Below are 11,736 nucleotides of genomic sequence, written 5' to 3'. Positions count from 1 at the left end.
CGGACGCCTCTTGTCCCTCCCCCCCGACTACGAACTCACCGCGCCCCCCCCCCCCCCCCCCCCCCCCCCCCCCCCTCCTTCCCCCCCCCCCCCCCCCCCCCCCCCCCCCCCCCCGGCCCCGTCTCAGGCCTTGGCCATCGGGAACGCGAGGAAGGCCGGATAGCGGTACGGGCGGCCCTTGTTGGCCGCCACCGTCGCGATGATCATGAAGACGATCACGGTGATGCCGTACGCGAGGAGCAGCAGCATCGGGATCGTCTGGATCACCGCCACCCGGCCCGGCAGCAACGACAGCAGCACCGACAGCGTGACCATGCCCGCGCTGTAGATCAGCGAGGTCAGCGCCGCGTTCAGCGCGCCCGTCGCGTGCTCACGGGTGAACTGGTCGCGGGCGCTGGAGCGGATCGAAAGACCGACCGCCCAGGCCGCGATCGCCGACAGGCCGCAGGTGACGCCGGAGCCGACGGAGAGCGCGAGGAGGGTGCCCAGGTGCGCCCACATCGCGGAGTTGGTGTTCATCGGCTGCCCGCCGGGCATTCCGTAGCCGGGGTAGGCGCTGTAGGGGCCCGGGGCGCCGTAGGGCTGCTGGCCGGGGGCGCCGTACGGCTGCTGGTACTGGCCGGGGGGCGCGTCGTACGGCTGCTGCTGGCCGGGGTAGCCGTACGGGGACTGGCCCGGGTGGCCGTAGGGGTCGCCGCCCTGGGGATGGCCGCCCTGGGGAGCGCTGTCCTGGGGGTAGCCGTAGGGGCCGGCTCCGTTCGGGTCCTGGGGCGGCTGCGCGGGTGGGGGTGTGGTCATCGGGAGAGCCGTTCCTCGGGTTGGCCGTTCGGGTCCTCGACATTGTCTCGTCCGCGTCCGCGCCCCCATCCGCCGCGTACCCCCAGCACCACGGCCACCACGGCCACCAGGGCCACCAGCAGCGCCCAGTCCGGGACGGCCTTGCCGAGGCCGCTCGCCCACTGTTCCAGGGCGAAGGAGTTGTCGACGTCGAGGAGGCCGGGGAGCGCCGTCGTGCCGTCGAAGACGAGGAAGACGACGCCCAACGCGATGAAGAAGAGGCCGGAGAGGAGGGAGGTGGTGTGGAGCTCGAAGCGGCCGAGGGTGAGCGTGCGGCCGCGCAGCCAGCGGCGCTTGCCGAGGTCGAAGCGTTCCCACAGGAGGGCGAGCAGGAAGAGGGGGACGGCCATGCCGAGCGCGTAGACGGCAAGCAGCAGGCCGCCGTAGGCCGGGCTTCCGCTGACGGCGGCGACGGTGAGGACGCTGCCGAGGATGGGGCCCGCGCAGAATCCGGCGAGGCCGTAGACCGCGCCGAGCGCGTAGACGGAGAGGGCGGTGGTGGGTTTGATGCGGCCCGACAGCTCGGCCATCTTCTTCGAGGCGAAGCCCATGCCGAGGATCTGCGCGACACCGAGCGCGATGATCAGCCAGCCCGCGACGGTGACCAGGAGGTCGCGGTTGCCGTAGAAGAACCGCCCGGCGTACGAGCCCGCCGCGCCCAGCGGCACCAGGGTCGTCGCCAGCCCGGCGTAGAAGATTCCAGTACGGGCCAGCAGCCGGGACGTGGAGTCGATGGAGTACGCGAAGAACGCGGGCAGGAGCAGGGCGCTGCACGGGCTGACCAGCGCGAGCAGACCGCCGAGGAATGCGGCGAAGTAGCCGATGTTCGCGGTCACTTCTGCTTCGCCTTCGCGGTCTTGGCGGCCTGCTCGATGGCCTGCTCGAAGACGTCGTCGGGCTGGGCGCCCGCGATGGGCCGGCCGTTGATCAGGAAGGCCGGGGTGGCACTGGCACCCAGCTGGTACGCCTCCTGCTGGTCCTTCTGTACGGCGGCCTTGGCCTGCGCGCCGCCGAGGTCGGCGGAGAACTTGGCGAGGTCCTTGACCCCGGCCTCCTTGGCGAGCTCCGTCAGCCGCTCCTCGCCGAAGCCCTTCTCCTTGGCGCCCTTGGCGTAGGCGGCCTCGTGGAACTGCCAGAAGCGGCCCTGCTGTCCGGCCGCCCAGGAGGCGCGCGCGGCGGCCTCGGACTCCTCGCCGAAGATCGGGAAGTTGCGCCACTCGATGCGGAGCGTGCCGTTGTCGACGTACTTCTTGATCAGGTTCGGCTCGGTGTCGCGGGCGAACTTGCCGCAGAAGCCGCACTTGAAGTCGGCGTACTCGACCATCACGACGGGTGCGTCGGCCCGCCCCTGCGCCAGCTTGTCGCCGTCGGCGCGGCGGGCCAGCTTCTCCAGCTCGGGGTAGATGCCGGCCTGCGGGTCGGCGGAGACGGAGGCGGCGGGCTCCTTGGCGGTGGCGGTGGTCTTGTCGTCGGGCTTGGTGGCGGAGTACGAGACGGCGCCGAGGGCGAGGGCGGCCACGGCGACACCGGCGCCGATGAGGAGGCCCTTGTTCTTGCCGGGCTTGTTCGTCTTGTTGGTGCTGGCCATGGGGAAGCTCCTGGGGGTACGTCAGAGGGAGGGGGCTGCGGGGGTGGCGGGGGCGACCGGGCAGGCCACCTCACCCGCGAGCCGGCGCACGGCCGCGAGGGCCAGCAGCACCAGGGAGACCAGCGCGAGCACGGGCTGGAGGGGCGCCCAGATGCTCAGCGCGCCGGAGGTGGGGAGGCCGATCAGCAGCGCGCACAGAACTGCGCACGCACCGGCCACACCCCACCTGGGCAGCGGCCACGCGGCACAGGCGCGCGCGGCGTTGCTCAGGGTGGTGAACATGTGTGGGGATCTTTCGTGTCATGTCGTACGGGTACGAGGGCATGCCGGATCGGCGCCTCGTTACACGCGCAACAGGACGGAGAGCTCCACGGGTGAGGGCGGGACGGGGGTCGGCGGGCCGCGCCGGGGGGCGGTGGCCAGGGCCGCGTCGAGGTAGCGGTTGGCGGACGCGGACTGCGAGCCGCCGGCCAGCGCGGGCAGCAGGTCGTACGCGGAGCTGGCGCGGGGCGGGGTGGTGGGGTTCGTGCCGTCCTGGTGGAGGGGGGCCTTGTCGCAGCCGGGGGCGTCCATGACTTTGACGTACACGGAGGCGGTGGCGGTGCCGGAGGCGGTGGCGGTGCCGGAGGCGGTGGCGGTGCCGGAGGCGGTGGCGGTGCCGGAACCGGGGCCCGCCGGGGTGGCGGCGGCCGGACCGCAGAGCATGCCGAGTACGACGGCCACCAGCGCGGCGAGGCCGCACCATCGGGTGAGTCGTGTCGTACGGGGCACGGGGGCCTCTCGGGGTCGGGGCGGTCTGCCCTGAAAGGGTACGCGGCCGGGGTGGGGTGGAGTGGGAGCCGGGGCGGGGTGGGGTGGGGTGGAGCGGGGGCCATGGCGGGGGTGGGGCGGGGCCGGAGGGTTCGGCTCCGCCGGGGGCCGCCCCCTTGCCCGCCCGTTCCGCCCCCGGGGGGCGGCCCCGCCGCCCAAGGGGGCGGGGCAACGGGTGGGGGCGGGGCCGCCGCCCTAGGAGGGGGTGGGGGCAAATGGTTGGCCAGGCTGGTGGTCTGGGTGAGATCCTGGGTCAGGTATGTCTACTTCCTTCGCCGACCTCCAGGCCCTCCTCGCCCAGAGCTCGCTCCGTGACGCTCACCGCCTCGGCCGCCGCCTCGAAGGCGCCCGTCGTATCCGCAAGCCGGAGGCCCGGCAGGCCGTTCTGGACGAGATCGCCGCCGAGGCGGAGAAGTCCACCGCCAAAGTGGCCGCCCGGGCCGCCCGCATGCCCACCATCACGTACCCCGAGACCCTTCCCGTCAGCCAGAAGAAGGACGACATCGCCGACGCGATACGCGACCACCAGGTCGTGATCGTCGCGGGCGAGACCGGCTCCGGCAAGACGACGCAGATCCCCAAGATCTGCATGGAGCTGGGCCGCGGGGTCCGGGGCATGATCGGCCACACCCAGCCCCGCCGGATCGCCGCCCGCACCGTCGCCGAGCGCATCGCGGACGAGCTGAAGACCCCGCTGGGCGAGGCGGTCGGCTGGAAGGTCCGGTTCACCGACCAGGTGAACCAGGACGCCACCTTCGTGAAGCTGATGACGGACGGCATCCTGCTCGCCGAGATCCAGACGGACCGCGAGCTGCGCGCGTACGACACGATCATCATCGACGAGGCCCACGAGCGGTCCCTCAACATCGACTTCCTGCTCGGGTACCTGGCGCAGTTGCTGCCCAAACGCCCCGACCTCAAGGTCGTCATCACCTCGGCGACCATCGACCCCGAGCGCTTCTCCCGGCACTTCGGCGACGCCCCGATCGTGGAGGTGAGCGGCCGTACGTATCCGGTGGAGGTGCGGTACCGGCCGCTCCTCGAAGAGGAGGGCGACGACTCCGACCGCGACCAGATCACCGCCATCGCGGACGCCGTCGACGAACTCCAGTCCGAGGGCCCCGGCGACGTCCTGGTCTTCCTCTCCGGCGAGCGCGAGATCCGCGACACCGCCGACGCCCTCAACAAGCGGCAGCTCAAGCACACCGAGGTGCTCCCCCTCTACGCGCGCCTGAGCCACGCCGAGCAGAACCGTGTCTTCCAGCGCCACACCGGCCGCCGCATCGTCCTGGCGACGAACGTCGCCGAGACCTCGCTGACCGTCCCCGGCATCAAGTACGTGATCGACCCGGGCACCGCCCGCATCTCGCGCTACAGCCACCGCACCAAGGTCCAGCGACTGCCCATCGAGCGGATCAGCCAGGCCAGCGCCAACCAGCGCAAGGGGCGTTGCGGGCGCACATCGGACGGCATCTGCATCCGGCTCTACTCCGAGGACGACTTCGTCACCCGGCCGGAGTTCACGGACGCCGAGATCCTCCGTACGAACCTCGCCTCCGTCATCCTCCAGATGACCGCGGCCGGGCTCGGCGAGATCGAGAAGTTCCCGTTCATCGACCCGCCGGACCACCGCAACATCCGGGACGGCGTCCAGCTCCTCCAGGAGCTCGGCGCGCTCGACCCGAACGAGAAGGACCCCCGGAAGCGGCTGACCGAGCAGGGCCGCAAGCTCTCCCAGCTGCCCGTCGACCCACGGCTGGCGCGGATGGTCCTGGAGGCCGACAAGAACGGTTGCGCACGGGAAGTGATGGTGATCGCCTCCGCGCTCTCCATCCAGGACCCGCGCGAGCGCCCGGTCGAGAAGCAGCAGCAGGCGGACCAGAACCACGCCCGCTTCAAGGACGAGACCAGCGACTTCCTGTCCTTCCTCAACATGTGGCGGTACATCCGCGAGCAGCAGAAAGAGCGCGGCTCGTCCTCGTTCCGCCGCATGTGCAAGCAGGAGTACCTGAACTTCCTGCGGATCCGCGAGTGGCAGGACATCTACGCGCAGCTCCGGTCCGTGGCCAAGCAGCTGGGCATCCACCTCAACGAGGAGGACGCGCCCGAGACCTCCGTACACACCTCGCTGCTCGCCGGTCTGCTCTCGCACATCGGCCTCAAGGACACCGACAAGAACGAGTACCTGGGCGCCCGCAACGCCAAGTTCGCGATCTTCCCCGGCTCGGCGCTGTTCAAGAAGCAGCCGCGCTTCATCATGTCCGCGGAGCTCGTCGAGACCTCCCGGCTGTGGGCCCGCGTCAACGCCAAGGTCGAGCCCGAGTGGATCGAGCCGCTCGCCCAGCACCTCCTCAAGCGCACGTACAGCGAGCCGCACTGGGAGAAGGACCAGGCGGCCGTCATGGCGTACGAGAGGGTCACGCTGTACGGCGTCCCGATCGTCGCGCAGCGCAAGGTCAACTACGGGCGGATCGACGCCGAGGTCTCCCGCGACCTCTTCATCCGCAACGCCCTGGTCGAGGGCGACTGGCGCACCCACCACAAGTTCTTCGCCGACAACCGCAAGCTGCTCACCGAGGTCGAGGAGCTGGAGCACCGGGCGCGCCGCCGCGACATCCTGGTCGACGACGAGACCCTCTTCGACTTCTACGACCAGCGCATCCCCGAACACGTCGTCTCCGGCGCGCACTTCGACTCGTGGTGGAAGCACAAGAAGCGCGAGGAGCCCGAGTTCCTCGACTTCGAGCGCGAGATGCTCATCAACGAGAAGGCCGCCGGGGTCACCAAGGACGACTATCCGGACTCCTGGCGGCAGGGCGCGCTGAAGTTCCGGGTGACCTACCAGTTCGAGCCGGGCGCGGACGCGGACGGCGTGACCGTCCACATCCCGCTCCAGGTGCTCAACCAGGTCACCGACGAGGGCTTCGACTGGCAGATCCCGGGGCTGCGGGAAGAGGTCGTGACGGAGCTGATCCGCTCCCTCCCGAAGCCGATCCGCCGGCACTACGTCCCGGCGCCGAACTACGCGGGGCGCTTCCTGGACCGGGCGGTTCCGTTGCAGGAGCCGATCCACTTCACGCTCGCGCGCGAGCTGCAGAAGATGGTCGGGGTGCCCGTCTCCCCCGCCGACTTCGATCTCACCCGTATCCCCGACCACCTGAAGATCACCTTCCGGATCGTCGACGAGCGGCGCAAGAAGCTGGCCGAGGACAAGGACCTGGAGGCGCTGCGCCTTCAGCTGCGCCCCAAGGCCCGGCAGGCCCTCTCCAAGGCCGCCGCGGCCACCGCGGAACGCTCGGGCGGCGAGACCATCGAGCGCTCAGGACTCACCGACTGGACGATCGGCACGCTGACCAAGGTCTTCGAGACCAAGCGCGCCGGGCAGCCGGTGAAGGCGTATCCGGCGCTGGTCGACAAGGGCACCTCGGTCTCCGTGCAGCTCTTCGACAGCGAGGCCGAGCAGCGGCAGGCCATGTGGGCGGGCACCAGACGCCTCATCCTGCTCAACATCCCCGTGAACCCAGCCAAGTTCGCCTCGGACAAGCTCACCAACCAGCAGAAGCTGGCCCTGTCCAGCAACCCCCACGGCTCCATCCAGGCCCTCTTCGACGACTGCGCGACGGCCGCCACGGACAAGCTGATCGCCGACCACGGCGGCCCGGCCTGGGACGAGGAGTCGTTCCGGAAGCTGTACGACAAGGTGCGCGCGGACCTGGTCGACGCGACCGTACGGACGGTGGGCCAGGTCCAGCAGGTACTGGCCGCCTGGCAGGCCTGCGAGCGCAGGCTGAAGTCCACGAAGAGCCCGGTGCTGCTCGCCAACCTCACGGACGTACGGGGGCAGCTGGACGCGCTGATGCCGGCCGGGTTCGTGACGAGGACCGGCCTCAAGCGGCTGCCGCACCTGATGCGCTACCTGGTCGCCGCCGACCGCCGCCTGCAGCAGATGCCGACCGGCGCGCAGCGCGACACCGCGCGCATGGAGAAGGTCCACGAGATGCAGGACGAGTACGCCTGGCTGCTTGAGCAGCTGCCACAGGGCAGGCCCGTTCCGCAGGAGGTGCGGGAGATCCGCTGGATGATCGAGGAGCTCCGGGTCAGCTACTTCGCGCACGCCCTGGGCACCGCGTACCCGGTCTCCGACAAGCGGATCGTGAAGGCGATCGACGCGGCGGCGCCGTAGCCGGGAGGCCGTCGCGGATCGGGTTCGACTGCACCCTCTGACCTGCTGTACAGTCTGACTCGCAGCAACACGCACACACCAGGCGAAAAGCTGCGAATCAAGGTCCTGTGGAGCAGTTTGGAGTGCTCGCCACCCTGTCAAGGTGGAGGCCGCGGGTTCAAATCCCGTCAGGACCGCAGTAAGTTCGAAGCCCGCATCCGAATCGGATGCGGGCTTCGGCGTTCTCGGCCGACGTTCAGGACCGCAGTACTTGGAAGGCCCCGATCCGAACGGATCGGGGCCTTCCCGCGTCTTGACTCCGTCATCTGCCACCGGTAACCCAGACAGCAGGGGATCCCGGAGGTGACGCGTGGCGGCATCCACGGCGCGGCACGAGACGAGGGCACTGCTGCGTGCCCATCTGGCCGCCGCGATGAACTACCGGCACCGGACCGAGCACTGCCCGATCTGCCGCCGGCTACTGCTCCTCGCCATGGAGCCGGAGCACGAGAGCGCGAGCGACGGCTCGGGCACGGATACGGGCGCGAGTACGGGCGCGGATACGAGCGCCGCGGAGGCGCCCTCCCCGGCCGACGAGGATTCGGGGGCTCAGGACGAAAGTCCTCCGATCCCGTGACCATTGCCCCGCGACCGCTACCCCCTTTCGGTGGCAAGCTCAGATTTAGCAAGAGTCATGAGCTGTGACGGGTGTCACGAGAAGAGTTTGTGGGACAGGGGTACTTACACCCTTCCTACAACAGCCCAATTTAATATGTGCAATTGCACCTCCCCGCAATGCCTTCCGGAGCCCCTCCGAAGGCGCCCCGAAGGCCCCGCCGAGTCGCCCCCCGGCCCTCCCCGACCAGCGCCGCACCGGGCACATCCACCCCCGGCCGGCCCGCTCGCCGCCACTCGCGGCTGGAGCCCCCAGGAGGGCGGAGACCGGCCCGGGACGCCCGGAGGCCCCGGGAGGGGCGCAGAACGGCGCCCTGGCGTGAAGAGGGCATAAAAAAATCGCGCTGGACCCGGCGGAGTCCAGCGCGATCACTGACCCGGCTCCCGTTGGGGCGGGTGCCGGTCAGATGGAGCTATGGGTGGGCGGGCGGAACGAGTTGGGGGACCCGTGTCCGAAATGCCCAGTGATGCAGGGGTGTTGCTCGGTCCTGCCAGGTATTGCCGTTACTGCGGGTAAAGCTGTGACTCGTTAAAGCATGAAGCGGTAATGCGAGGTAATGCGATGCCTCAGGCCTCGCTGCGCTGCTGCGGAATACCCGCAAGCAGTGCGCGGACCTCGGCCTCGCGGTAGCGCCTGTGCCCACCCAGCGTGCGGATGGACGTGAGCTTGCCTGCCTTGGCCCAGCGGGTCACCGTCTTCGGGTCCACGCGGAACATCGTGGCGACCTCAGCCGGGGTCAGCAGCGGCTCGGCGTCAGGGGTGCGAGCGGTCATGAGCGGCCTCCTCGGGAGAACCGAACCTTCACGGTTCTTTCCTCTAAATTCTGCACCTTGACCCGCGTTGCCCGAAATGGCGGACGCGGGCCGAGTCGGTTATAGGACGAACGGCTTGTCCTCGGCACTACAACTACACCATCCGTCCAGCCGCGTGGGCCAAACCGATGGAATTGCCCTCTGAGGTGTTCATCCGCGACGGAAGCCCGTGGACCATGCCATAGCGGACAGTCACGCCACAGTGACGATCAGTCACAGAGCGATCAGGAGTCATCAGACCCCCCATAGAGTGCAATGCCGAGCATTCCGCCCCTACTTGGACGGAAGGAGCCCTCCCCGGACTCCTTGTCCTATTTTGACACGAGGGCGGGGGATGGGCGCAAGGGGCGATTAAGTGCTGTCCGTCACGCTTGACACAAAAGCCCGGATCGGGACGTAGGTCCCGAGGTCCCTCGCCTCACCTGTCACACGCACCACATCACGGGATGGTTCACCTGTAGCTCAGGTTTTGCTCAAATCGCATTCGGTATGCGGTATTCAGTGCCCGGGAAGCGGAAAACGGACGGCCGCCGGAGCAGCCGCCCGTCCCTGCGCACACCCCGCTCAGTTGGCGAACTGCCGCTCCCGCACCGCCCGCCACCGCTCCGCGAGCCTGCCGTACGCCTCGGCCGCCCCGTCCGGGTCGCCGGCCCGCAGGGCCGCGATCCCCTCGGCCACGTCCGCCGCCGACCGGTCCGCCGTGAGCTCCTTCTCGTCCAGTACGTGCGCGAGACCTCCGTAGTCCAGTTCGACGAGGGACCTGGGGTGGAACTCCTCCAGCCAGCGCCCCACCTCCAGCAGTCCGGTCACCAGCGGTCCCTCGTCCATGTGCTCGCGCAGCGTCCGCAGCCCGCGCGCCACCCGCCGCCGCGCCTGCACCATCGGCGTCCGGTAGCGCAGCACCGGCGCGCTGTCCGCCGAGCCCTTCGCGTACTCCCGCTCCTCGTCCCCGAAGAGGACGAACCACCGCACCGGCACGTGCCACACCGAGGTCTTGATCCACGGCCGTGCGTCCGGATTCCGCTCCCGCCACCGCTCGTGGTCCGCGCTCGCCTGCCGGCGCAGCAGCGGCGGCACCACGGCGTCCAGCAGCGCCGCCGGGTACTGGTCCGCCAGCTCCTCCAGGGCCAGCCAGCCGCGCAGCCTGGTCCGCCACGGGCAGACCACCACGACCTCGTCCACCTCGGCCACGTACGCGTCCCCGCTCTCGTGCACCGGCACCACCACGGGCGGCGTGGGGAGCAGATCGGCGAGCGCGGCGCGCAGTTCGTCCTGCGGGCCGGGGTGCTCGGGGCGGCGGGCGTAGCGGGCCCAGTGCGTGCGTTCCGGTTCGGGAAAAGCGGCCAGCGGTTCGTACACCCGCAAGGACGACACGTACGGGACGATCACCGATGACGCCAAGGGCACGCCGCCTCCTCCACTCGACCGGAGACAAATCGTCCCACGGCTCCTTCGGATGGGGGTGATCTGCGGCACTCCGGCCTAATGACGGGCCCTCGGGGCCTAATCTCATGCCCATCGGCCCTCTCCACCCGCAAGAGGGCTTCACCGCCTCGCAATTGGGAGTCACCACAGTGACCGCATCTTCCGACGGCGTCCTGCACACCCTGTTCCGCTCGGAGCAGGGAGGTCACGAACAAGTCGTGCTCTGCCAGGACCGCGCCTCCGGCCTCAAGGCCGTCATCGCCCTGCACAACACGGACCTCGGTCCCGGCCTGGGCGGCACCCGTTTCTATCCGTACGAGAGCGAGGAGGCGGCCGTCGCGGACGCCCTCAACCTCTCGCGCGGGATGAGCTACAAGAACGCGCTGGCCGGGCTCGACCACGGCGGCGGCAAGGCCGTGATCATCGGCGACCCGGAGCAGATCAAGACGGAGGAGCTGCTCCTCGCCTACGGCCGGTTCGTGGCCTCCCTCGGCGGCCGTTACGTGACCGCCTGCGACGTCGGTACGTACGTCGCGGACATGGACGTGGTGGCCCGCGAGTGCCGCTGGACCACAGGACGCTCCCCCGAGAACGGCGGCGCGGGCGACTCCTCCGTACTCACCGCGTTCGGTGTCTTCCAGGGCATGCGCGCCTGCGCCCAGCAGCTCTGGGGCGACCCGACGCTGCGCGGCCGCAAGGTCGGTGTGGCCGGGGTCGGCAAGGTCGGCCACTACCTGGTCGAGCACCTGCTGGAGGACGGCGCCGAGGTCGTGATCACGGACGTACGGGAGGAGTCGGTGCGCCGTATCACCGACAAGCACCCACAGGTCACCGTGGTCGCCGACACCGAGGCGCTGATCCGCGTCGAGGGCCTGGACATCTACGCCCCGTGCGCGCTGGGCGGCGCCCTGAACGACGACACCGTGCCGGTGCTCACCGCCTCCGTGGTGTGCGGCGCGGCCAACAACCAGCTCGCCCACCCGGGCGTGGAGAAGGACCTCGCGGACCGCGGGATCCTCTACGCGCCGGACTACGTGGTGAACGCGGGCGGGGTGATCCAGGTCGCCGACGAGCTGCACGGCTTCGACTTCGACCGGTGCAAGAAGAAGGCCGCGAAGATCTTCGACACCACGCTGGAGATCTTCGCACGTGCGAAGAGCGACGGTGTTCCTCCGGCCGCGGCGGCCGACCGGATCGCCGAGCAGCGGATGGCGGAGGCGCGCGCCCGGCGCTGATCGGAGGAGGCCGGCCCGGCCGATGGGGAGACATCGCTCACCCCCGTCGGCGGGTCGGCCGTCAGGAAGGGGCTAAAATCGCGGTTGACCAGCGGGGACGGATCGTCTCGCCGGTTGTGCTTCGAGGTGTCTCATGCGGGCGGCGTACCGTATGGCCAAAGAAGCAGGTACCGTTGAAGTCCTGCGGACCG

Annotated in this window: 10 protein-coding genes and 1 tRNA gene; 4 read left to right on the top strand and 7 right to left on the bottom strand. The window is 70.0% G+C overall.

What is annotated here, in order from left to right:
* Positions 1 to 123: 123 nt before the first annotated feature.
* From ACZ5PB_RS34760 to ACZ5PB_RS34740, 5 genes are read right to left on the bottom strand one after another with little or no spacing between them, the layout of a single operon-like run.
* Positions 124 to 798: a DUF4870 domain-containing protein gene (locus tag ACZ5PB_RS34760; protein ID WP_468696816.1), complete on the bottom strand. Its 675-nt coding sequence runs from the start codon at positions 796 to 798 to the stop codon at positions 124 to 126.
* A complete protein-coding gene (locus ACZ5PB_RS34755; protein ID WP_468696815.1) occupies positions 795 to 1,673 on the bottom strand; it encodes a cytochrome c biogenesis CcdA family protein in 879 nt (292 codons plus the stop codon). Before ACZ5PB_RS34755 ends, ACZ5PB_RS34760 begins: the two co-directional genes overlap by 4 nt.
* The gene (locus ACZ5PB_RS34750; protein WP_468696813.1) at positions 1,670 to 2,425 is read right to left on the bottom strand and encodes a DsbA family protein; all 756 of its coding nucleotides are present in this window, start codon (positions 2,423 to 2,425) and stop codon (positions 1,670 to 1,672) included. The genes ACZ5PB_RS34755 and ACZ5PB_RS34750 overlap by 4 nt, the downstream gene beginning before the upstream one ends.
* A gap of 21 nt (positions 2,426 to 2,446) precedes the next feature.
* Positions 2,447 to 2,707: a hypothetical protein gene (locus tag ACZ5PB_RS34745; protein WP_468696811.1), complete on the bottom strand. Its 261-nt coding sequence runs from the start codon at positions 2,705 to 2,707 to the stop codon at positions 2,447 to 2,449.
* Positions 2,708 to 2,767: 60 nt separating this feature from the next.
* The gene (locus ACZ5PB_RS34740) at positions 2,768 to 3,196 is read right to left on the bottom strand and encodes a hypothetical protein (RefSeq protein ID WP_468696810.1); all 429 of its coding nucleotides are present in this window, start codon (positions 3,194 to 3,196) and stop codon (positions 2,768 to 2,770) included.
* 298 nt (positions 3,197 to 3,494) lie between these two features.
* Here ACZ5PB_RS34740 and hrpA point away from each other — a divergent pair, with 298 nt between their 5' ends.
* The 3 genes from hrpA (at position 3,495) to ACZ5PB_RS34725 (ending at position 8,034) form a co-directional block, all read left to right on the top strand.
* Entirely contained in the window at positions 3,495 to 7,418 is a 3,924-nt protein-coding gene (gene hrpA, locus ACZ5PB_RS34735) for an ATP-dependent RNA helicase HrpA (RefSeq protein WP_468696808.1), read from the top strand.
* A gap of 101 nt (positions 7,419 to 7,519) precedes the next feature.
* Positions 7,520 to 7,594 (top strand) — tRNA-Asp (locus tag ACZ5PB_RS34730).
* Between the two features lie 173 nt (positions 7,595 to 7,767).
* Entirely contained in the window at positions 7,768 to 8,034 is a 267-nt protein-coding gene (locus ACZ5PB_RS34725) for a DUF6274 family protein (protein WP_468696806.1), read from the top strand.
* A gap of 605 nt (positions 8,035 to 8,639) precedes the next feature.
* On the opposite strand, the gene bldC is transcribed toward ACZ5PB_RS34725, so the two are convergent.
* Positions 8,640 to 8,846 (bottom strand): developmental transcriptional regulator BldC, encoded by a 207-nt coding sequence (bldC, locus tag ACZ5PB_RS34720; RefSeq protein WP_003949541.1) that lies wholly within the window; start codon positions 8,844 to 8,846, stop codon positions 8,640 to 8,642.
* A gap of 603 nt (positions 8,847 to 9,449) precedes the next feature.
* Positions 9,450 to 10,292, bottom strand: coding sequence for a DUF8083 family protein (locus ACZ5PB_RS34715; RefSeq protein ID WP_468696804.1), 843 nt, complete (start codon positions 10,290 to 10,292; stop codon positions 9,450 to 9,452).
* 152 nt (positions 10,293 to 10,444) lie between these two features.
* On the opposite strand from ACZ5PB_RS34715, the gene ACZ5PB_RS34710 reads away from it, so the two are divergent.
* On the top strand, positions 10,445 to 11,545 hold the full coding sequence (locus ACZ5PB_RS34710) for a Leu/Phe/Val dehydrogenase (protein ID WP_468696802.1): 1,101 nt from the start codon (positions 10,445 to 10,447) through the stop codon (positions 11,543 to 11,545).
* The last annotated feature ends 191 nt before the right edge of the window (positions 11,546 to 11,736 follow it).

This window comes from Streptomyces sp. NPDC032721 (genome assembly GCF_055579625.1).
This window is presented reverse-complemented; position numbering and strand designations above follow the sequence as displayed.

What these genes read in the sequence shown, in the direction of transcription:
- ACZ5PB_RS34760 (WP_468696816.1), bottom strand. Translation starts at nt 798, where the DNA reads ATGACCACACCCCCACCCGCGCAGCCGCCCCAGGACCCGAACGGAGCC.
- ACZ5PB_RS34750 (WP_468696813.1), bottom strand. Translation starts at nt 2,425, where the DNA reads ATGGCCAGCACCAACAAGACGAACAAGCCCGGCAAGAACAAGGGCCTC.
- ACZ5PB_RS34745 (WP_468696811.1), bottom strand. Translation starts at nt 2,707, where the DNA reads ATGTTCACCACCCTGAGCAACGCCGCGCGCGCCTGTGCCGCGTGGCCG.
- hrpA (WP_468696808.1), top strand. Translation starts at nt 3,495, where the DNA reads ATGTCTACTTCCTTCGCCGACCTCCAGGCCCTCCTCGCCCAGAGCTCG.
- bldC (WP_003949541.1), bottom strand. Translation starts at nt 8,846, where the DNA reads ATGACCGCTCGCACCCCTGACGCCGAGCCGCTGCTGACCCCGGCTGAG.